The 20349-nt window shown below is 62.4% G+C and carries 27 protein-coding genes; 13 read left to right on the top strand and 14 right to left on the bottom strand.

All coding sequences use genetic code 11. The annotated features are described in order from the left end of the window. The first annotated feature begins 4 nt into the window (after nt 1-4). A complete protein-coding gene (locus MESAU_RS21150) occupies nt 5-772 on the top strand; it encodes an alpha/beta fold hydrolase (RefSeq protein ID WP_015318062.1) in 768 nt (255 codons plus the stop codon). Between the two features lie 50 nt (nt 773-822). On the opposite strand, the gene MESAU_RS21145 is transcribed toward MESAU_RS21150, so the two are convergent. Further along, nucleotides 823-1419, bottom strand: coding sequence for an HD domain-containing protein (locus tag MESAU_RS21145; RefSeq protein WP_015318061.1), 597 nt, complete (start codon nt 1417-1419; stop codon nt 823-825). A gap of 133 nt (nt 1420-1552) precedes the next feature. Here MESAU_RS21145 and cysE point away from each other — a divergent pair, with 133 nt between their 5' ends. After that, on the top strand, nt 1553-2401 hold the full coding sequence (gene cysE, locus MESAU_RS21140) for a serine O-acetyltransferase (protein ID WP_015318060.1): 849 nt from the start codon (nt 1553-1555) through the stop codon (nt 2399-2401). Between the two features lie 139 nt (nt 2402-2540). Continuing rightward, nucleotides 2541-2744, top strand: a complete 204-nt coding sequence (locus tag MESAU_RS21135; RefSeq protein WP_006200852.1) for a DUF3126 family protein — start codon at nt 2541-2543, stop codon at nt 2742-2744. A gap of 52 nt (nt 2745-2796) precedes the next feature. On the opposite strand, the gene MESAU_RS21130 is transcribed toward MESAU_RS21135, so the two are convergent. After that, nucleotides 2797-3528: a hypothetical protein gene (locus MESAU_RS21130; protein ID WP_015318059.1), complete on the bottom strand. Its 732-nt coding sequence runs from the start codon at nt 3526-3528 to the stop codon at nt 2797-2799. 147 nt (nt 3529-3675) lie between these two features. On the opposite strand from MESAU_RS21130, the gene MESAU_RS21125 reads away from it, so the two are divergent. Continuing rightward, complete coding sequence (locus MESAU_RS21125; protein ID WP_041163463.1) at nt 3676-4002, top strand: DUF6949 family protein; 327 nt, start codon at nt 3676-3678, stop codon at nt 4000-4002. A 19-nt stretch (nt 4003-4021) separates the two neighbouring features. Then, a complete protein-coding gene (locus MESAU_RS21120) occupies nt 4022-4549 on the top strand; it encodes a gamma carbonic anhydrase family protein (protein ID WP_015318057.1) in 528 nt (175 codons plus the stop codon). Between the two features lie 36 nt (nt 4550-4585). Here MESAU_RS21120 and MESAU_RS21115 read toward each other — a convergent pair whose 3' ends face one another. The 4 genes from MESAU_RS21115 to MESAU_RS21100 form a co-directional block, all read right to left on the bottom strand. Beyond that, the gene (locus MESAU_RS21115) at nt 4586-5068 is read right to left on the bottom strand and encodes an ankyrin repeat domain-containing protein (protein ID WP_224682268.1); all 483 of its coding nucleotides are present in this window, start codon (nt 5066-5068) and stop codon (nt 4586-4588) included. A gap of 302 nt (nt 5069-5370) precedes the next feature. Continuing rightward, nucleotides 5371-5979, bottom strand: a complete 609-nt coding sequence (locus tag MESAU_RS21110; protein WP_015318054.1) for a transglutaminase-like cysteine peptidase — start codon at nt 5977-5979, stop codon at nt 5371-5373. A gap of 284 nt (nt 5980-6263) precedes the next feature. Beyond that, nucleotides 6264-6881, bottom strand: a complete 618-nt coding sequence (locus MESAU_RS21105; RefSeq protein ID WP_015318053.1) for a PilZ domain-containing protein — start codon at nt 6879-6881, stop codon at nt 6264-6266. Between the two features lie 119 nt (nt 6882-7000). After that, nucleotides 7001-7633, bottom strand: coding sequence for a PAS domain-containing protein (locus MESAU_RS21100; protein ID WP_015318052.1), 633 nt, complete (start codon nt 7631-7633; stop codon nt 7001-7003). A gap of 430 nt (nt 7634-8063) precedes the next feature. On the opposite strand from MESAU_RS21100, the gene MESAU_RS21095 reads away from it, so the two are divergent. Next, nucleotides 8064-8819 carry a rhomboid family intramembrane serine protease gene (locus tag MESAU_RS21095; protein WP_015318051.1) on the top strand — a complete coding sequence of 252 codons (756 nt, stop codon included), beginning with the start codon at nt 8064-8066 and terminating at the stop codon, nt 8817-8819. 86 nt (nt 8820-8905) lie between these two features. After that, the gene (locus MESAU_RS21090; RefSeq protein ID WP_015318050.1) at nt 8906-9337 is read left to right on the top strand and encodes a CBS domain-containing protein; all 432 of its coding nucleotides are present in this window, start codon (nt 8906-8908) and stop codon (nt 9335-9337) included. 44 nt (nt 9338-9381) lie between these two features. Here MESAU_RS21090 and MESAU_RS21085 read toward each other — a convergent pair whose 3' ends face one another. After that, nucleotides 9382-9639: a YjhX family toxin gene (locus tag MESAU_RS21085; protein WP_015318049.1), complete on the bottom strand. Its 258-nt coding sequence runs from the start codon at nt 9637-9639 to the stop codon at nt 9382-9384. Nucleotides 9640-9907: 268 nt separating this feature from the next. On the opposite strand from MESAU_RS21085, the gene gatB reads away from it, so the two are divergent. The 3 genes from gatB (at nt 9908) to MESAU_RS21070 (ending at nt 12756) form a co-directional block, all read left to right on the top strand. Continuing rightward, nucleotides 9908-11407 carry an Asp-tRNA(Asn)/Glu-tRNA(Gln) amidotransferase subunit GatB gene (gatB, locus tag MESAU_RS21080; protein WP_015318048.1) on the top strand — a complete coding sequence of 500 codons (1500 nt, stop codon included), beginning with the start codon at nt 9908-9910 and terminating at the stop codon, nt 11405-11407. A 4-nt stretch (nt 11408-11411) separates the two neighbouring features. Beyond that, nucleotides 11412-11906: a GNAT family N-acetyltransferase gene (locus tag MESAU_RS21075; RefSeq protein ID WP_015318047.1), complete on the top strand. Its 495-nt coding sequence runs from the start codon at nt 11412-11414 to the stop codon at nt 11904-11906. A 151-nt stretch (nt 11907-12057) separates the two neighbouring features. Further along, the gene (locus tag MESAU_RS21070) at nt 12058-12756 is read left to right on the top strand and encodes an AIM24 family protein (RefSeq protein WP_015318046.1); all 699 of its coding nucleotides are present in this window, start codon (nt 12058-12060) and stop codon (nt 12754-12756) included. Nucleotides 12757-12890: 134 nt separating this feature from the next. Here MESAU_RS21070 and panC read toward each other — a convergent pair whose 3' ends face one another. Together panC and panB are read right to left on the bottom strand one after the other, a co-directional pair. After that, the gene (gene panC / locus MESAU_RS21065; protein ID WP_015318045.1) at nt 12891-13742 is read right to left on the bottom strand and encodes a pantoate--beta-alanine ligase; all 852 of its coding nucleotides are present in this window, start codon (nt 13740-13742) and stop codon (nt 12891-12893) included. Further along, a complete protein-coding gene (panB, locus tag MESAU_RS21060) occupies nt 13739-14581 on the bottom strand; it encodes a 3-methyl-2-oxobutanoate hydroxymethyltransferase (protein WP_015318044.1) in 843 nt (280 codons plus the stop codon). Before panB ends, panC begins: the two co-directional genes overlap by 4 nt. Nucleotides 14582-14809: 228 nt before the next feature. Between panB and MESAU_RS21055 the strand changes: the two genes are divergently transcribed. The 3 genes from MESAU_RS21055 (at nt 14810) to MESAU_RS21045 (ending at nt 16390) form a co-directional block, all read left to right on the top strand. Continuing rightward, nucleotides 14810-15208, top strand: coding sequence for an NADH:ubiquinone oxidoreductase subunit NDUFA12 (locus MESAU_RS21055; protein WP_015318043.1), 399 nt, complete (start codon nt 14810-14812; stop codon nt 15206-15208). 138 nt (nt 15209-15346) lie between these two features. Beyond that, nucleotides 15347-15943 carry a DUF2155 domain-containing protein gene (locus MESAU_RS21050; RefSeq protein ID WP_015318042.1) on the top strand — a complete coding sequence of 199 codons (597 nt, stop codon included), beginning with the start codon at nt 15347-15349 and terminating at the stop codon, nt 15941-15943. A 63-nt stretch (nt 15944-16006) separates the two neighbouring features. Next, entirely contained in the window at nt 16007-16390 is a 384-nt protein-coding gene (locus MESAU_RS21045; protein WP_015318041.1) for a hypothetical protein, read from the top strand. A gap of 9 nt (nt 16391-16399) precedes the next feature. Here MESAU_RS21045 and aat read toward each other — a convergent pair whose 3' ends face one another. The 5 genes from aat to MESAU_RS21020 form a co-directional block, all read right to left on the bottom strand. Next, nucleotides 16400-17017 (bottom strand): leucyl/phenylalanyl-tRNA--protein transferase, encoded by a 618-nt coding sequence (gene aat, locus MESAU_RS21040; RefSeq protein ID WP_015318040.1) that lies wholly within the window; start codon nt 17015-17017, stop codon nt 16400-16402. Between the two features lie 26 nt (nt 17018-17043). Beyond that, the gene (gene accC, locus MESAU_RS21035; protein WP_015318039.1) at nt 17044-18387 is read right to left on the bottom strand and encodes an acetyl-CoA carboxylase biotin carboxylase subunit; all 1344 of its coding nucleotides are present in this window, start codon (nt 18385-18387) and stop codon (nt 17044-17046) included. 10 nt (nt 18388-18397) lie between these two features. Further along, nucleotides 18398-18850: an acetyl-CoA carboxylase biotin carboxyl carrier protein gene (gene accB, locus MESAU_RS21030; RefSeq protein WP_015318038.1), complete on the bottom strand. Its 453-nt coding sequence runs from the start codon at nt 18848-18850 to the stop codon at nt 18398-18400. 26 nt (nt 18851-18876) lie between these two features. Continuing rightward, the gene (gene aroQ / locus MESAU_RS21025) at nt 18877-19311 is read right to left on the bottom strand and encodes a type II 3-dehydroquinate dehydratase (RefSeq protein ID WP_015318037.1); all 435 of its coding nucleotides are present in this window, start codon (nt 19309-19311) and stop codon (nt 18877-18879) included. A gap of 146 nt (nt 19312-19457) precedes the next feature. Beyond that, nucleotides 19458-20294: a DsbA family protein gene (locus MESAU_RS21020; RefSeq protein ID WP_015318036.1), complete on the bottom strand. Its 837-nt coding sequence runs from the start codon at nt 20292-20294 to the stop codon at nt 19458-19460. Nucleotides 20295-20349: the final 55 nt, after the last annotated feature.

Raw genomic sequence — 20349 nt, 5'->3', positions numbered from 1 at the left:
GCCGATGCAGTTTTTCTCTCATGACGGGTTCGATCTAGCCTTCCTCGACCGCCAGCCGGCATCGGGCGAGGGCGATCCGGTGCTCATGATCCACGGCTTTGCATCGAGCCATTATGTCAACTGGGTGTCGCCCGGATGGTTCAAGACGCTCAACGATGCCGGCTACCGCGCCATTGCCTTCGACAATCGCGGCCACGGCTCGTCATCCAAGAGCTATGAGGAGGCCGACTATACACCGGCGAAAATGGCTTCGGACGCGGCAGCCCTGCTCGGTCATCTCGGCATCGAGCGCGCCCATGTCATGGGTTATTCGATGGGCGCGCGCATCGCGGCCTTCCTGGCACTGTCCGACCCGGACAAAGTGGCGACGCTGGTTTTTGGTGGCCTCGGCATCGGCATGATCGATGGAGTAGGCGATTGGGATCCGATCGCGGCCGCCCTTCTGGCCGAGGATCCGGCCGCGACCACCCATCCGCGCGGTCGCTCTTTTCGCGCCTTCGCCGACCAGACCCGCAGCGACCGCCGGGCGCTTGCCGCCTGCATCGTGACCTCACGGGAACTGCTTGATGAGCAGGATATTGCCCGCATCGCCCAGCCGACGCTGATCGCGGTCGGTACCACCGACGACATTGGCGGATCGCCGGACGAGCTTGCGGCGCTGATGCCGAACGCCAGGGCCTTCCACATCGAGGGCAGGGACCATATGCTGGCCGTCGGGGACAAGACCTTCAAGCAGCGCGTGCTGGAGTTTTATGCCGAAAATCCGCTCTGAGGCTCCGGCGTTTGGGGGACGAGCGTCTCGGGTCGCGAAAATGATCTAAATCAGGTCAAGGCCTGCAGCGACCGTGCCATGTTCCGCCTTGCCTGCGGCTCGAAGCGCTGCCGGAACTCCTGCGTGTGAAAAATATGCGGGCGGGCAAGGAAGCCTTTCAGCACCGCACCGCGCCCGGCACGCCACATAGGCTCTTCCACCCAGCCATATTCGCGGCGAACCGCGCGTTCATAGGCGTCGAATGCATCCGGTGCGGCACCCAGGATCGAAAGATCCATGTCGAGGAACAAGCTGGCGTCGCGCGTCGCCGCAACGTCGTCGAACAGCGGCACCTGGTGCGTGGCGGTGGCGAGGATCATTGCGCTGACGTGGCTCAGCCGCCCGGCATCGATGCGGCCGGCGAGCTTTTGCTCGGCAAGGGCGGCACTTTGCGCCTCATTGTCCTTGGCCCTGCTGTCGTAGACGGCGTCGTGGAACCAGATCGCCGCTTCGACGGCCTCCGGGTCGTCCAGAAGCGTTCGATAGTCGCCGGCCAGACCCAGCATCGCTTCGATATGGGCGAGGTTGTGATAGGGGCGATCGCCGGCCTTGTAGAGGACCGAAAGCTCGGTTTTAAGGGCATCGTCGATCAAGGGTTCGTTTTCCATGGCTGCTTGAATTCCCGCGAACCAAATCCATTTGACACAGCACTAAGGAAAATTGAGTTCAATCATGCTATGAACTGGCTTATATGTGCGGCCAGATGGCAGGCAGACTAGCAGGACGCAGGACGAGACGTCGATGAACAGCATCAGCATTTCCCGCCAAAGCGCATTGCAGCCGGTCGACCCGATCTGGCGTTCGATCCGCGACGAAGCGATGGAAGCGGTCAACCGCGATCCCTTGCTGGCCGCGTTCCTCTATTCCACGATCCTCAACCAGGAGAGTCTGGAAGAGGCTGTCATCCATAGGATCGCGGAGCGGCTTGCCCATCAGGATATCGGCTCCGATCTCATCCGCCAGACCTTCAAGTCGATGCTCGCCGACGACAAGGACTGGCCGACCACGGTGCGCGTCGACATACAGGCTTACTATGACCGCGACCCGGCTTGCGACCGGTTCATCATGCCGGTGCTCTATTTCAAGGGCTTTCATGCCATCCAGACCCACCGGCTGGCGCATTGGCTGTGGAACCACGGCCGCAAGGATTTCGCGCTTTACCTGCAGAGCCGTTCGTCCGCGGTCTTCCAGACCGACATCAATCCGGCCGCGCGCATCGGCAAGGGCATCTTCATCGATCACGCCACCGGCCTCGTCGTCGGCGAGACGGCGGTTATCGAGGACGACGTGTCGATCCTGCATGGCGTGACGCTGGGCGGCACCGGCAAGGCCGGTGGCGACCGCCATCCCAAGATCCGCCACGGCGTGCTGATTGGCGCCGGCGCCAAGATTCTCGGTAACATCGAGATCGGCCATTGCTCCAAGATTGCCGCCGGATCGGTGGTGCTGTCGCCTGTGCCGCACAACAAGACGGTAGCCGGCGTACCGGCCCGCGTGGTTGGCGAGACCGGCTGCGACCAGCCTTCGCGCCAGATGGACCAGCTTCTGCCGTCGCAGAAGATGGACCATGTCATCAGTTTCGATATCTGATTTGCCGGCAGTTGCCCCGGATGAATGCCCGGCAGCGCTGCCGCTTCCGGTGCAATAAGGCCGGCTTGCCTTTACATCGCCATTGTCGACGTGCCAGAAGCGCCGTTCAAACGAGCAAGCCGATGATCGGAGAAGACTGTTGAAGCCGGACGAAATCAGAAAGCTGGACGCCTATTTCAAGCGCGTCTTCCAGAACCCCAAGCTTGAGGTCAAGGCACGGCCGCGCAAGGAAGATTCGGCCGAGGTCTATGTCGGTGACGAATTCCTCGGCATCGTCTTCAAGGACGAGGACGACGGCGACTACAATTTCTCGATGGCGATCCTGGACATCGACCTGGCCTGAGCCCGCAATGCCACGGCAGGCCGCATCGAGCGCGGCCGGCCTCTTTAGCCTGTCAATGTCCGGTCTTGAGGATTCGCCTCGCCTTGGCCGTGATTGCCAGGTCGAGCGTCTGCCAATCGCCAAGGAATTCCCTTGGGAAGCGATAGGTAAGGCTGAGATCGTCCCCGACATGGATGTCCCGCTCGCAGGGCGCCAGCGATTCGCCGGCGCTCGGCCCGCTGAGGCAGCGGGCCACGAAAGGGTCGGTGCCCGCGCGCTTGCCGACGACCAGCACCTCGTTCAGGTAGCCTGATTTCTCATTGAACCCGTAGACCGTCGTGCCGCCGGGGCCTGGTATGCCGGGCTGGATGATGAGCGCGCTGTAGATCGGCCCGAACCGGCCGCTCATGTCGCGCGACATCATCTGCTGCTCGAAGGACAGGAAAATGATGTTCCTGTTGGCTCCGGCGTGATTGAAATCATCGCGCGACGCCTCGCTGTAGCCGTCCATCTGGGGATAGCGCATATAAAGGTCGAGGCGCGTGGCGACGCCGTCGCGCCGGGCCTGCTCGAACCGGATGAAATTGGCCGGCACGGTTATGACGTTGTTGCCGATCACCACTTCGCGCACGGTCGCGTCGTCGGTGTAGCCGGCCATGGCAATGGAACGGCCGAACCATTTGCCGCCAAGGCTGATGGCTATCGACAGCAAGGCCAGAGCCGCGAACGCGTAGAACACCCGCTTCATCAGCATGGAATCGACCACGGTCAGTTTCGGGCCGTCGGCGATCGCTGCCTGCTTCATCTCGGTCCTCGTTCCACCGCCAAACGGCCATCCGGGTGTCCGCGGTCCAAGTGTCCCTTGACGGCACACTTCGCACGGCACGGCCCTTGCAGACTTCCTGAAACGACTGTGCGATTTCATGGTAAATGGAGGGTTAATGTGGCCCAGATGGAACTCTTGCTGTTCGCCTTTATCGTCGGCTTGACGGTTTGCGGTCTGGCGGGCTCGACAATGGAGCTGGTATCGGGTCGCAAGGTCGCCTTCACCGAACCCTATGTATCGCCTGCCCATGTGCTGCGCTCGCTGGCTGTGACCGCGGGCGCCGGGCCGTTCATGCTGGTCAACGATGCGCTTGACGCGAGGCGCGCGAACCGCATCTCGACAGTGGCGCTCCTGTCATGCGGCTGCACCGCTATTGCCTGGTCGCTGGCGCTGGGCATCGTCGTGCTGGCCATTGCTTCCTGGGCTGTCGGTCTCCTAGGGTTTCCAGGCTGAGGCGAATCGGAGACAGACAATGCCGCTTTATGCGATCGATGGAACGGAGCCGAGCTTCGCCGACGCGGACTCGAACTGGATCGCGCCCGATGCGACGCTGATCGGCGACATCAGGATCGGCCGCAATGCCGGCTTCTGGTTCGGCGCCGTCATCAGGGGTGACAACGAGCCCATCGTCATCGGCGCCGACACCAATGTGCAGGAACATACCGTCATGCACACCGATCCCGGCTTTCCGCTGACCGTCGGCGAGGGCTGTACGATCGGCCATCGCGCCATGCTGCATGGCTGCACGATTGGTGACAACAGCCTGATCGGCATGGGCGCCATCGTGCTCAACGGCGCCAGGATCGGCAAGAATTCACTCGTCGGCGCCGGCGCTCTGGTCACCGAAGGCAAGGAATTTCCGGACAATTCGCTGATCGTCGGCTCGCCCGCCAAGGCGATCCGGGTGCTGGACGACGCGGCGGTCGAGCGGCTGCGGGCCTCGGCCGCGCACTACGTCGCCAACGCCAGGCGCTTCAAGCTCGGGTTGAAGAAGGTCTGAGGTCTCGGCCGGCATGCCGTCGGCCACCGGCGCCTATTAATCCCGGCTGCCGGTTGAGCGCTCCGCAAGGGCTGCCCGCAGCAGCGACGCGCCCACCTCGAACCCTGCAATCTCTGCTTCTTCCAGCGCTGTCGTGCAGTGGTCGATGCGAGTCCTCAAAGAGGGATCCGCGCCGGCGGCAAGAAGCAGGCGGATCGCCTCGGCGTCTCGCATGGCCACGGCGTGATGGAGCGGCGTCCAGTCGTTGACACCTCGCATGTCCGCATCGGCGCCGTGATCGATGAGGATGCGGATGATGTCGAGCTTGTCCGCGCGCTCGGTGGACAGCGCCGCGATGATCGATGGAAATCCGGCATGATCGTCGTAGTTTGGGCTCGACCCGGCGTCGAGCAGCGCCACGACGAAGGCAAGCGGGCTCCAGTAGATCGCGTATTCGAGCGGATGGCCAAGGCCGAGCTCAAACGGCATGCGCTCGTCAAACCAGCGGGGCGAACGACCCAGGGCGGTGCCGAGGGCCACGAAGTCGCCAGCCTTGAAGGCATCGTCGATCGCCCTGAACAGACGATGGCGTTCGCATCGATCTTCCGGAATTTCCTGCATCGGCTGCGGTCCAGAAGGCGGAGTTGCCGACTGATAATATCTCGATCTTCCGCCTGTGGAAATTTATACCACAATGTACTGATGTCTTCCCAGAAATGGCGGAGCCGGCCCGGGGACGGGGCCGGCTCCTTTGACCCGGTCGTTGGGGACGGGGAGGGTGGGGACTCGACCGGGTTTCTCGTTAAGCGCGTCGTGCAACGCGCCTGATCTCATTGGCGTCCTCAGCGGACGCTGGCGACCGCGTCGGAACGGCCGTCGTTGATCGTCACCCAAACGCCGGAATTCTCCGTCGATTGACGCTTGAGATAGGTGTAGTCGGTATCCGTCCAGGACAGCACCTTGGTCTCAAGATTGTCGAGGATGAACTCGCCGAGGCTGGTGCGCACGGTCAGCACCGCGTGGCCGTCGCCATTCGGCTGGCGCGCAACCGTCATCAAGAGGTCACCGGCCGGCACGCCCGCATCCATCAACTCGCGGCGCTTTTCCAGCGCGTAGTCCTCGCAATCGCCATAGCCATTGTCCGGGTAGGCCCAGTATTCCTCGGCACCGTAGTTTTCCATGTCGGTGCGCGGCTTGATGCGGGTGTTGACCGAATTGTTGATGCTGACGATCGTCGCCCAGAGCTTGCGGCTCAGGTCGACAGGCGCCCCCTTGGCGGTCTTCTCGTTGCATTCGCCGGGGATGCGTTGGCAGAATTCATAGTGGCCAACAGGCTGCGTCGTGCGTCCGCCGGTATGCATATAGGCCGGTCCCGCGGCATATGCTGATCCCCAGGCGAAAAGCTGCATCGCCATTGCCATCAGCAACAGCTTGCCCCTCGTTTTTTTCATTGTTCAGTCTCCCCGTTCGAAGGAGACAGTGCCACATCTGGATTTATTCGACGCAAAGGCCCGAAGTAGATTTTAAGTAAAACGCCTATAGAATAAACATAAAATTTGAATCATTTTAGTATTGAATTGGTTGGATTGCTGCGCTGGGGTTTTCGGCAAGTTCGGCCTCCCGCGGACCATTTCCGACTATGGCGACCTGCCATCCAAGACCTATCGATCGCCGCACCCCGAAATCGAAAAAGCCGGCCGCGAGGGCCGGCTTGACGGGCATGCTTTGCGGCCGATCAGGCGCGCGGCGTGTTGAATTCGGAATCGAGCGTCTCGGGGCGCTGGATGACGGCGAATTCGATGGCGACGCCATCTTCGAAATGCCGGACGATCTGACCCCGCATCGTGCCGAGCATGACCTGGACGCCGATCGCCGGTTTCACGTCGATCTCGATCGCGGCGCCCGACAGCGACAGATCGATGATCCGGCACTGATACTGGCGGCCGTCGGTGAGCTGCAGCACGCTGGTCGGGTTGCGGGGCGAGACGCGCTCGTGGCGGCGGTCTTCCGGCAGGTCGAGTTCGTGCTTGTTGGCAAGCCATGTCAACTGCGCGGCGAGTTTGTCCTTCTTGCGGTCGGACGCGATCACCGTCATTGCGAAGCCATCCGGCAGCGTGCGTGTCAGCACACCCTCGATGCGGCCGATATGGTCGATATAGGCGATGACTTTCTCGCCGGGCATGCCGATGCGGTCGGTGCGAAGCGCCACGTTGCCGGGCGACATGTCCACCACCTGGCATGGGTGCTCGGTGCGGTCCTCCAGCATGAAACGTCCGTAGATTTTGACCCGGACGCGCTGAAAGTTACGCCTTTCAGCTTGGGACGGCGCGTAGTCGACCGCCGCTGACCTCATGACTGCCTACACCCCGTTTGGCATTCCCGCGCGTGGATGCGAGGAACTTCAGCAGAGAACTACAACAAATCGGGTTAACAAAGGGGAAAAACGAGCCTGCAAGACCATGCGATCGTCAACTATTCGTCCCGCCCGCCATCGAAAACGACGAGATGGCGGATGCGGCGGGCACGGCCGAGCGCGGAGATCGTTTCGGGCGCCTCGATCTCGTCGGGAACGAGCGAGGGAACGTTGATCGCCGGACGGCTGTTCAGCAGTTCCTTCTCCGGGTCGATGACGCGGATGGAATCGATCAAGGCGTCGGTGATCGGATCCGCGCCCAGCCAGAACGGCTTCTCCACGGCGCTGATCACGCCGAGGCAGCGTGGATTTTCGATGCCGCCGTCGAGCGGCAAGGCGAGCAATTCGAACTTGTTGGAGCGGCCGTTGCGGCTGAAGCCCTCGAAAATGATCAGCACGACCGATTTCTGCTCGAAAACCCCGTGAATGAGCCGCGAAACCAGCCTCTGGTCCTTCTCCCGCCACAGCGACGGGAAGGAGAATCCCTTGAGTTCGCGGCCGTAGGAGGCGCAGAGCCTGGTGCCGGCCAGGCGAAATACAGGCTGCCCACGCGTGTCCTTTTCGAGGATGAACGTATCGGCCAACAGCGACTTGATATCGGCCGGCTCGACTTCCGATCGCTTCGGAGCGGGGCGTCCGTCACGCAGGCGGTTCCAATAGTGGAACAGCGTGATCGATCCGTTTTGGTTCATACTACAAAGCTCCGCGCATTCTGTCGTCTGATGTCCCATCGGTGAACAGAAGGGCGCCCTCCGATGACCTACATGCGTTGGGGAGCAGGAAGCGTGCCAGCGTCGTTAACACTTGTTCACGGGTCGGGGCCGTTAAGGTTAACAACTGGTTTACGTTGCGCCCGGGGCCGCCGCGTGGCACACCAAAACCACTCCAGAAGCGGTCGTTTCGCGACGATCGGCAGCACTTCAGTCAAGAGTTTTAGGGGAGCAGGGGCTCGACCGGCCGTTCAGGGGAAACCTTGGACGGCTTCTTTTTTGATTCGCCCCTTTGATTCGGAGCGGGACGATTCGCCGTTTGCGGTTCCATCGGCGGTGATCTAGATGCTCGCCAGACCGAACCAGCCCAGTCGAACCAGCCCCGTCGAACCAGCATCGAGTGCGATTGCAGATGAGCGAACAGCAAAATCCGTCCGAGCCCGAACCGGCCGAGACCATGCCGCCACCGGTGCGTGAGCCGGCGTTCAATCTGCCGCCGATCGTGCTGGCGGTGATCGGCATCTGCGCGGTCGTCTACCTGCTGCAGCAATATGCGCTGAACGACGCCCAGCAGATGACGCTGCTCTATGACGGAGCTTTCATTCCGGTCCTCTATACCGGCCGGTACGGGTTCGACTGGTTTCTCTTCACGCGGCCTTTCACCTATGCCTTCATGCATGGCGGCTTTGCCCATATCGCCATCAACATGGTCTGGCTTGCCGCCTTCGGCTCGCCGCTGGCCAATCGGCTCGGCGCGCTTCGGTTCGCGTTGTTCTTTGCCGCCACCGGGTTGGCTTCGGTGGCGCTCTTCTGGGCGATGCATCCGTACGGAGAAGCGCCGCTGGTCGGCGCATCGGGCGCCATATCGGGCATGATGGGGGCTGCGGCGCGCTTTGGCTTCCGCACCGACCGCTCGGCCGGCAAGGCTGCTTTCGCCGGCCCGGTGCTGCCGGTCGGGGTCGTGCTGCGCTCGCGCGGCGTCGTCATCTTCCTGGCCATGTGGATGATCATCAATCTGGCCACCGGCCTTCTCGGCTTCGCGCCCGGCGTGGATGGCCAGGTCGCCTGGGAGGCCCATATCGGCGGCTTTGTCGCGGGCTTCTTCGGCCTGCGCTGGTTCGACGGGATATGGCAAGCGCCCGAATGGGAGACCTCCGACCGGGCTTGAAATGCAACCGATCACGGCGCACGATGTTCACTCTTATGTGAAAGCCGGTCAGGCAGGAACCGGTTGGCAAAGTAGAGGAGGACGCCATGACGGTTAAGGCCATTCTCGAGCAAAAAGGCCATGACGTGTTGACGCTCGGGCCGAACGAAAAACTGAGCGAAGCCATCCGCATCCTTGCCGAGCACAGGATCGGCGCGCTGGTCATCACCAATGGCGATCGCAAGATCGTCGGCATCCTTTCGGAGCGCGACATCGTGCGCGTGGTAGCCAGGGAAGGCGGTGCCGCCCTCGATATAGCAGTGCGCTCGGCGATGACGCCGAAGGTGAAGATCTGCAACGAAAACCACACCGTCAACGAGGTGATGGAGATCATGACCAGGGGCCGCTTCCGCCATCTCCCGGTGGAAAAGGACGGCCTGCTCGATGGCATCGTATCCATCGGCGACGTGGTCAAGCGCCGCATCGAGGACGTCGAGCGCGAGGCCGAGGAAATCCGGGCCTACATCGCTACCGCCTGAGCGGCCGGCAACTACCGGCCGGGTGCCGGCCGGCGGCACCAAGGCTACCTGTTGTCGAGTTCGGAGCGAACGAGTTCGAGCCCGCGCTTCGTGATGCGGTAGGGCCCGCCGCCGGACGACGAAACCGCCTTCTTGCGTTTCAATTTTCGAAACAGGTCGGGATCGACGCCGGGGTAATGCCAGCCGTCGCGGGTCAGGCATTTGACCGAGGCGATCCGTTTCTTGTCGTTCTTTTCGATTTCAATGCGTCCACCCTGCGCGAGCAGGTGCAGGATGCGCTGTTCAATGCGCGAAATATCCATGTGAAGAGTTCCCGGAAAACGAGAAATACCGCCGCCGCGAAGCTTCGCGGCACGGGGTTTCAGGTTTTCTGCCCTGCCTCGCTACGAGGTCAGGGCCTCACCGGGACTGAGCGTAAGTGGACATCCACTCTCCATTGAGACGAACGGATACAGGCGAAAGCGGTCGAAGAGGCCAGCCCACGGCTTTGCGCCCACGGCTTTGCGCTTGTCTCTTTTGGCGGTTTGCACTAGCGAAGTTGCATTAATGCACTTCAGTCCGTAGGCCACAATGAGCATCATCGACACTCGCACCCCTGACGCAAAACGCCTGATATCCGGCGCCACCGGCGACTGGGAGATCATCATCGGTCTCGAGGTGCACGCACAGGTCATCTCGGAAGCAAAGCTGTTCTCCGGCGCTTCGACCGCTTTCGGTGCCGCGCCCAATGCCAATGTCAGCCTTGTCGATGCGGCAATGCCAGGCATGCTGCCCGTCATCAACGAGGAATGCGTCAAGCAGGCGATCCGCACCGGCCTGGGGTTGAAGGCGCAGATCAACCACAAGTCGGTCTTCGACCGGAAGAATTATTTCTATCCGGACCTGCCGCAGGGCTACCAGATCTCGCAGTTCAAGCAGCCGATCGTCGGCGAGGGCACGGTCATCGTCTCGGTCGGCCCCGACCGCCAGGGCGAGTTCGAGGACATCGAGGTTGGCATCGAGCGCCTGCACCTGGAGCAGGATGCCGGCAAGTCGATCCACGACCAGCACCCGACCATGTCTTATGTCGACCTCAACCGCTCCGGCGTGGCGCTGATGGAGATCGTGTCGAAACCCGACATGCGCTCCGGCGATGAGGCCAAGGCCTATGTGACCAAGCTGCGGACCATCATGCGCTATCTCGGCACCTGCGACGGCAACATGGACGAAGGCTCGTTGCGCGCCGACGTCAATGTCTCGGTACGCCGGCCAGGTGGCGAATTCGGCACGCGCTGCGAAATCAAGAACATGAACTCGATCCGCTTCATCGGCCAGGCCATCGACTACGAGGCGCGCCGGCAGATCGCCATCATCGAGGACGGCGGCAGGATCGACCAGGAAACGCGGCTGTTCGACGCCGTCAAGGGCGAGACGCGCTCGATGCGCTCCAAGGAAGAGGCGCACGACTATCGCTACTTCCCCGATCCCGACCTTCTGCCGCTGGAATTCGACCAGGCCTATGTCGATAGGCTGGCCAAGGAATTGCCGGAACTGCCCGATGACAAGAAGCTGCGGCTGATCTCCTCGCTCGGCCTCTCGACCTACGACGCCGCGATTCTGGTGTCGGAAAAGCCGATCGCCGATTATTTCGAGAAGGTGGCGGCCGGTCGCGACGGCAAGCTCGCCGCCAACTGGGTCATCAACGATCTGCTCGGTGCTCTCAACAAGGCCGGCAAGGACATTGAATCCGCTCCGGTTTCGCCAGACCAGCTTGGCGCTGTCATCGATCTGATCAAGGAAGGCACCATCTCCGGCAAGATCGCCAAGGACCTGTTCGAGATCGTCTGGAACGAGGGCGGGGATCCGCGCCAGCTGGTCGAAAGCCGTGGCATGAAGCAGGTCACCGACACCGGAGCCATCGAGAAGGCGGTCGACGAGGTGATCGCGGCCAATCCCGACAAGGTCGAGCAGGCTCGGGCCAAGCCCAGCATGGCCGGCTGGTTCGTCGGCCAGGTGATGAAGGCGACTGGCGGCAAGGCCAATCCGCAGGCCGTCAACGACCTCGTCAAGGCCAAGCTGGGCATCGAGTAAAAGCATGTTCGTTCGCACCGCCGGGGATCGCGACCTCGCAGCCGTCCGGGCGTTGCTGGTCGAGACCTGGCATGCGACATATGACGCCATCTATGGCGCTGAGCGGGTCACCGAAATCACCAATGAATGGCACTCCATCGCCTCGTTGAAGGCCAGGCTGGCAAAGCCGAACAGCGAGTTCCTCGTTGCCGATGACGGCAAGCGCATTGGCGGCATGGCGTTTGCCGAAGCCGTCGATGGCGGCGGCGTGGTCATGCTCAGGCAGCTCTATGTGCTTCCCTCGCTGCAGGGCCGCGGTATCGGCGGCATGCTCCTCGACGAGATCATCGAGAGTTTTCCGGAAGCTCACCGCATTCGGCTCGAAGTGGAAGAGAAGAACACCCGCGCCGTTGCCTTTTATCAGGCCAACGGCTTCGTCCAGATCGGCCGCACCGAGAATTGCGGCTCCGCCAGCTCTGCCATCCCGGCGCTGATCTATGAACGGGTACTTGCCGCCTGAGCACCGTGGCGGCGTGATCACCTTCGCGCGAGCGCGCGTCGCGGGATCTGTTTTCGTTTGACGGCCCCGGTGTCCGGCACCAAAGCTGCCTAGGCCGACCCGTGTGAAGCCGGAATAAACCGACACACGCGGGATGGCTTTGGGGGGAACCATGCCAAGTCTGCCGGAACTGATGCCGACCGAGGTGTCGGACGAAACCTTTGGTGGCGTCACCTATCACATAGCGGGTGAACTGGTGCCCGTGCTTTCCGTCGATGTGACGCGGATGCCTGTCTATTTCGAGCACCACATCCTCCTGTGGAAGAATTCCACAATCACCATCGGCCTGAAATCGCTGAAGGGCGCGCTGAAGCGCATGATGGCCGGCATGCAAATCTTCGTCACCGAGGCGTCGGGGGCGGGCATCATCGCCTTCAGCCGTGATGGGCCGGGTCACATCGTGCCGATTCACCTGCGGCGAGGCGAGGAGATCCAGGTCCGCGAGCACCAGTTTCTAGCCGCCACCAGCAATGTCGACTACACGTTCGAGCGTGTACGCGGCCTGGCGACGATGCTGTTCGGCCAGAGCGGCTTCTTCATCGACCGGTTTCGCGGCGATACCGGTGACGGCATCGTCTGGCTGCACGGCTATGGCAACGTTTTTGAAAAGACGCTCGCTCCGGGCGAGATCATAGACATCGAGCCCGGCGGCTGGCTGTTCAAGGATGCCTCGGTCAGGATGGAGACCAAGATCGACCGGCTGTCGAGCGGCTTCTTCGGTGCCAACTTGAATTTCATCGTCAACCGCTTCACCGGGCCGGGCAGGGTCGGCATCCAGTCGATGTACCTGCATATGCCGACCGAGGAATAGGCTGGGAGCCAGAAGCCAGACGGATGAAAGTCTGGCCAGCGCGAACGCGGCGGTGACTTATCAGCGGATCGGCTCCCCGTGCCATGGCATCGGCAGGGCGAGCCTTCGACCTTGATTGAGAATGCCAACGCCGATCAGGCGGCGGGAACTTCCACATTGTCGATCAGCCTGGTTTTTCCCAGCCAGGCGGCGGCGAGAACGCGGCCCGCGCGGTCGCGCCGCCATGGCGTGAGTGTCAGGCTTTCGCGGGCCTCGACATAATCCACCTTCTGGAAGCCGGTCGCGACCAAGACGCGGCTTGCTTCGGCGATCGTTTCCTCCTGTCCTGCGCCCGCCGCCAGCGCAGCAGCTGCCTTGCGCAGAATGACGTTGAATTGGCGAGCGATCTGGAGGTCGGCTTCATCGAGATAGGCGTTGCGTGACGACATGGCGAGGCCATGCGCGTCGCGTATGGTCGGCGCGCCGATGATCTCGACGGGCAGGTCGAGGTCGCGGCAAAGCTGCCTGACGACGCAAAGCTGCTGGTAATCCTTTTCGCCAAAGATGGCGAAGTCGGGTGCAGCCTGCAGGAGAAGCTTGGCCACCACTGTGGCGACGCCGTCGAAAAAGGTGGGGCGAAAGTCCGTTTCGAGCCCGGCTGACGGGCCGCCTACCGAGATCTTCGTGGCAAAGCCTGCGCGATACATCTCGCTGACACCGGGCGTGAAGGCAAGGTCGGCTTTGACCGCGGCCAGCATGTCGAGGTCGCGGGCCAACTGGCGCGGGTACTTGTCGAGATCCTCGGTCGGTGCGAACTGCGTCGGGTTGACGAAGATCGACACCACGCAACGATCAGCCCTTTCGAGAGCGATCTTGACCAGAGAAAGATGCCCGTCATGCAAGGCGCCCATGGTCGGCACCATGGCGATGCGTTGTCCGTCGCGACGCCAGTCGCGGATTCGCGCGCGAAGCGCGGCAACGCTGTCGACGACATGGGGCTGGCTCACGCGTCATCCCCGCCGTTGGTTTTTGAAAAGACGTGGGCGGGCCCGGGGAAAACGCGATCCCGCACCTCCGATGCGTAGCGCTCCGCGGCATGCGTGATCACGCTGCGCAGGTCGGCGTATTGCTTGACGAATTTCGGCACGCGGTCGACCGTCAGCCCGACCATGTCGTCGACGACCAGGATCTGGCCGTCGCAATCGTCGCTGGCGCCGATGCCGATGGTTGGAATGGCTATGCGGCGGGTGATGTCGGCGGCGACCGTCTCGATCGTGCCTTCGATGACCACCGAGAACGCGCCGGCCTTCTCGACCGCCAGCGCGTCGGCGATCAGGGCGGCTACAGTCTCGTCCGTGCGGCCCTTGATCTTGTAGCCGCCATCCTTTTTCACCGATTGAGGCTGCAGGCCGATATGGCCCATGACCGGGATATCGGCGGCCACGATCGCGGCAATCTGACGAGCCATGTCGACGCCGCCTTCGAGCTTCACCGCCTGGCAGCCGGTCTCGCCGACGATGCGCCGTGCCGAGGCCAGGGCTTGCACGGCGGACCCCTCATAGCTGCCGGCCGGCATGTCGACGACCACGCAGGCCCGGGCCGAGCCCCTCATCACGGCTTGGCCGTGCGCGATCATCATCTCCAGCGAGGCGCCCAGCGTCGTCTCGTGGCCATGCACGACCATGGCGACGCTGTCGCCGACCAGGAGCAGGTCGACATGGGGATCGAGCAGGCGGGCGATCGGATAGGTGTAGGCGGTGAGGCAGACGATCGGCGTGCCGCCCTTGCGGCGGCGAATCAGGTCGGCGCCGACGCGAATATCGGTGGTCGGCAATTGCGTGGCCAATCGTCGCCTCCTTCAGCCCCAGCGGGACAGGATTTTCGCATGGGCGCGCAGAGCTTTAGAAAGAGCGGCAAGGCTTGGCAAGCGCGCATCCGGTCACCCCCGGGGATCACAGGCTGGTGTCGGGCCCCTGGCGCGCCATTTGCGCGCTCCTCGTGGCAAAACCCTTGCCTTCCCGAAGGCCTGACGCCATAAGCAGGAAACGGGCGCCGCCAGCGCGAGGGTTCTGAGATGAAGACTTTCCTGACGCAGTTTTTCACCTGGTGGAACAGCCAGACGCTGGGAACGCGCCTGCACACATGGCGCTACGGCAAGAGGGTCGGCCAGGACGAGGCCGGCAATGTCTATTACGAAGGCGGTATCGATTCGGAAGGCCGCACGCGTCGCTGGGTCATCTACCGCAACTATTCGGAAGCTTCGGCCATTCCGCCGGGCTGGCACGGCTGGATTCACCATCGTGTCGATATCGCTCCCCCCAGCGATGACTACCGGCCGCGCGACTGGCAAAAGCCGCATTTACCCAATCTGACCGGCACGCCATCGGCCTATCGTCCGAAGGGCTCGGTGCTGACCAATCAACACCGCCCGCAGGTCACCGGCGACTACGACGCCTGGACGCCGGGCTCGTAACGGCGCGAGTTGCAAAGGTAAGGTGCAGGCCGGTCCTTTATCGCCACAATTGGTGTTTAGCTGCTTGCTGATCAGAAAACGGCGACTAGCCTTGGCGATCGACGGAATCACCTGGGCGCGAACCACCGGTACCCCTGCATGAGCTTTTTCAACCCGATATTGACGGGCGGCCTGACGTTAGCAGCCAGCCTCGCCGTCAGCACCATCGCCTTTGCGGCTTCACCCGCACCCGCTCCCCCGGCGCCGGCGGCGCCCGCGGGATCGGATCGCATCACCAACCCGGTCGCCGAGTTCGCCGGCATCGACAAGATCACCGGCCGCATCATCACCTTCGATGTCTATATCGACGAGACGGTGCAGTTCGGCGCCCTGCAGGTCACGCCGCGCGTCTGCTATTCCCGGCCGCAGAACGAACAGCCGAAAACCGATTCTTTCGTCGAGGTCGACGAGATCACGCTCGACCGCAAGATCCGCCGTATCTTCACCGGTTGGATGTTTGCGGAAAGTCCGGGGCTCAACGCCGTCGAACATGCCGTCTATGACGTCTGGCTGAAGGAATGCAAGCAGAAGTCGGATGTGCCGGCGCCCGATGCTGGCAAGAGTGGCGCGACCAAGGCCGATGGGGCGAAAGCCGACGCGTCGAAGCCAGCCGCGACCAAGCCAACGCCCTCGGTCGCTCCGGACGCGGCACAGCCCGACGACGCCGTGGAACCGGATACGACGGACACCAACTGATCTCTTGGAACCGCCATGGCTGGCGCGCGTTGGACCATCACCACGCGCGTTGAGGATACGCCAATGTCGGACAGCAAGCGGATCATGGCCAACAAGGCCGAGTTGCTGGAGCTCGAAAAGGGGTTCTGGACGGGCGACACTGCCTACTATGCTGCCAATGTCGACACCGAATGCCTTGTGGCATTTCCACAGATGGCACAGGCCATGGACAATGCCGATCTGGCCAAGACCGCAGCCAAACCCAACCGCTGGCGCGACCTCGACATCGAACTCAAGGGAATAATCGAACCCGGCAGCGATATCGTCATGCTGACCTATGAAGCGCGTGCGACGCGCGAAAATGGCGAGCCCTATGCGGCGCTGGTCAGCACCGGCTACGTCCATCGCGTCAACGGCTGGAAGATGATGTTTCATGCACAGACGCCGATCGAGGCGCCGCCCAAGTAGGGCCTGATCCTACGGAAAAAAGACTGCTTCGCCTTTCAGCGCATCTGCCAGCATCTTTTCGTATTTGCAGCGCGGCACGTCGACCGCGCCGAAACGCTTGAGGTGCTCTGTCGTGAACTGCGTATCGAGCAGCGCGAAGCCGCGTGCCTTCAGGCGCTCGACGAGATGCACTAGGCAGGTCTTCGACGCGTCCGTCTCTTTGGAAAACATGCTTTCGCCGAAGAACACCCGCCCGAGCGAGACGCCATAGAGGCCGCCGACCATACGCCCCTCGCGCCAGGCCTCGACCGAGTGGCAATGACCCATGCGGTGCAGTTGCACATAGGCTTCGCGGATCGGCGCATTGATCCAGGTAGAGCGGCGCTCCTCGCGCTTTTCGGCGCAGCCATCGATCGTCGCCTCGAAATCGAAATCGAAACGGATTTCGAACAGGTGCCTGCGGATCGTCTTCTTCAGGCTTTTGGGGGTGTGAAAATCATCGAGCGGGATGATGCCGCGCGTCTCCGGCCGCACCCAGAAGACTTCTGGGTCACCAGCACTTTCGGCCATGGGGAAGACGCCCGAGGCGTATGCCTTGAGCAGAAGGTCGGTTGGGATGCGATAGCCTGGCGCGTAGGGACGGGTCATCGCGTCATTATAGCGGCAAGTTGAGGCTATTCGCCCTTGGCCAGATATTTTTCCAGCCAGTGGATGTCGTAGTCGCCATTGGCGATGTCGGCATTGCCGACGAGATCGCGAAACAGCGGCAACGTCGTCTTGATCCCGTCGACGACGAATTCGTCGAGTGCCCGCCGCAGCCGCATCATGCATTCGACGCGGTTGCGGCCATGCACGATCAGCTTGCCGATCAGGCTGTCATAGTAGGGTGGGATCTTGTAGCCCGAATAGACGCCGGAATCGACGCGGATGCCGAGGCCGCCCGGCGTGTGAAAATGCGTGATCGTGCCGGGCGAGGGGGTGAAAGTGCGGGGATCCTCGGCGTTGATACGGCATTCGATGGCGTGGCCGTTGAACTTGATGTCTTCCTGCTTGACCGAAAGGCCGCCGCCGGACGCGACGCGGATCTGCTCGTGGACCAGATCGATGCCGGTGATCGCTTCCGTCACCGGATGCTCGACCTGCAGGCGCGTGTTCATCTCGATGAAATAGAACTCGCCGTTCTCGTACAGGAACTCGATGGTGCCGGCGCCCGAATAGCCGAGATCGGCGATCGCCTTGGCGCAGATACCGCCGATGCGGGACCGCTCCTCGGCGTTGAGCGCCGGCGAATTGGCCTCTTCCCAGACTTTCTGGTGGCGCCGCTGCAGCGAGCAGTCGCGCTCGCCGAAATGCACGCCGCCGCCGAAGCCGTCGCCAAACACCTGCACCTCGATGTGGCGCGGTTTCTCCAGGTATTTCTCGATGTAGACCGCGTCGTCGCCGAAGGCCGCGCCCGCTTCCGAGCGTGCCGTCTGCAGTGCAATTTCGAGGTCTGCCTCCGTATGCGCTACTTTCATGCCGCGTCCGCCGCCGCCGGCCGACGCCTTGATGATGACGGGATAGCCAATCTCGGCGGCGATGCGCCTGGCTTCTTTTTCCTCGGTCACCGCACCGTCGGAACCGGGCACAACCGGAATGCCGAGGCGTTTTGCCGTGCGCTTGGCCTCGATCTTGTCGCCCATGATGCGGATGTGGTCGCCGGACGGGCCGATGAAGGTGATGTTGTGCGCCGCCAAAATGTCGGCGAACTTGGCGTTCTCCGACAGGAAGCCATAGCCCGGATGCACGGCGTCGGCGCCGGTGATCTCACAGGCCGCGACGATCTGGTGGATGTTGAGATAGCTGTCGCGCGACGGCGGCGGACCGATGCACACGCTTTCGTCGGCGAGCCTGACATGCATGGCGTCAGCGTCGGCGGTCGAATGCACCACCACCGTCTGGATGCCAAGCTCCTTGCAGGCGCGCAGCACCCGGAGCGCGATTTCGCCGCGATTGGCGATGAGGATCTTCTGGAACATCAGGTCCGCTCTACTCGATCACGACGAGCGGCATGCCGTATTCCACCGGCGTCGCGTCCTCGAACAGGATCGCCGTCACCGTGCCCGCGCGCGGCGAGGGGATCTGGTTCATCGTCTTCATCGCCTCGATGATCAGCAGCGTCTGGCCTTCCTTGATCTTCTGGCCGACCTCGATGAACGGCTTTGCGTCCGGCGACGGCGCCAGATAGGCGGTGCCGACCATGGGCGAGGTCACCGCGTTTTTCGACACGTCGACCGCCGCCGGGGCGGCCGCGGGCTGGGTTGCCGTTGGTGCATAGGTGGGCTGCGGGGCCGCAATCGCGTGAACGGCGGGCGCCTGCCGCGACACCCGTACCTTCAGGTCGCCGAGTTCCACCTCGATCTCTGTCAGGTTGGTGTCGTTCAGTATGCCCGCCAGATCGCGGATCAGTTGCTGGTCAACACCGGTCTTCTTTATCGACATTTTCGAGCCTTCTGTTTGTTGGCCGGTCATAGGCGTGCGGCGAGCGCTTGCAGCGCCAGCGTGTAGCCGAGCGGCCCAAAGCCACAGATCATGCCGACAGCGACCGGCGCGACCATGGAGACGTGGCGGAACGGTTCCCGCGCGTGAATGTTGGAAAGGTGAACTTCGGCAACCGGCAATGGCGCGATCGAACGGATGGCGTCGTGGATTGCGATCGAGGTATGGCTATAGGCGCCTGGGTTGATGACGATGCCGGCGGCTTTGTCGCCGGCCTCCTGGATCCAGTCGACGAGATCGCCCTCATGGTTCGACTGACGGAAATCGATCTCGATCCCAAGCGACGCACCTGCCTGCTTGCAGTCGTCAGCGATGGCGGCAAGCGTCTTGCCGCCATAGATGCCCGGCTCGCGCTTGCCGAGTGCGTTGAGATTGGGACCGTTCAGGACAAAAACCGTTTTCAAAAAAACCGACCTTTTCCGGCGCCGGCATCAAGCCGGCGCGCTGGGCCTCTATACCGGGCATAGTCGCCCGCGGAAAGAGCGCAAGTGCGTTCTTTCACTGTCCACAACAGGCCGAAAATGCGCCCGTGAAGAAAACCGCTTGCCGCTCAAAGCGCGGCTTTCGCCGCCTCGATCTTTTCGGCAAGCACTTCCTGCCCGAGCGCCCCGAACACGACCTCGTTGCCGACGACGTAGGACGGGGTTCCGGTGATCTGCAGTTTGTTGGCAAGATCGTAAGTTTTGGTGAAGGCCTCGGTGATCGATGGGTCCTTCATCTTCTCGTGCAATGTCGCCTCGTCGGCGCCGAGCGAAAGCGCGATCTTGATCGCGGTTGCCTCGGTGGCGCGCCCCTGGCCGCCGAGCAGCGCATTGTGGAACTCGCCGTATTTCTCCGGCATCATCAGGTGAAACGCCATCGAGACGACGCTCGCCTTCTGCGAATCCGGGCCGAGGATCGGGAATTCCTTGAGCACGAAACGCAGGTCCGGATCGGACTTGGTAAGCGCCCGCATGTCCTCGATGGCGCGTTTGCAGAAGCCGCAATTGTAGTCGTAGAACTCGACGATCGTGACCTTGCCGTTCGGGTTGCCGACGACGCCGTCGAAGGTGGAATTGAAGATCTGGTCCTTGGCGTTCTTGATGACGCCCAGTGCCGCGAGCCGCTGTTCCTCCTTCTGCTTGGCCTCGAGCGCGTCCTGCACTTCCAGCAGCACTTCCGGATTCTTCAGGAGATAGTCGCGGATGATTCCCTCGACCTCGGTGCGGTCGATTTTGGTATCGGCCGCCGTCTGGACAGGCTGCGCCGTCTGGACAGGCTGAGCCGTCTGGACAGCCTGTGCCGTTCCGGCCTTCGCAACCTGCGGACTGCCGGCCACAAAACCGAAAGCCAGCATGGCAAGGGCGACCGCAACCCCCGTGGTGCCCAGCAGCAGTGCCTTTTTCATCGTTGTCGTTCCTTCTGCCTGTTTTCCGGTCTGGCTGTGTCGCAGCACGCGGCCG

The organism is Mesorhizobium australicum WSM2073 (assembly GCF_000230995.2).
GTDB lineage: Bacteria > Pseudomonadota > Alphaproteobacteria > Rhizobiales > Rhizobiaceae > Mesorhizobium > Mesorhizobium australicum.
Note: the sequence above shows the minus strand (reverse complement) of the source record. Positions and strands in the feature narration are given on the sequence as shown.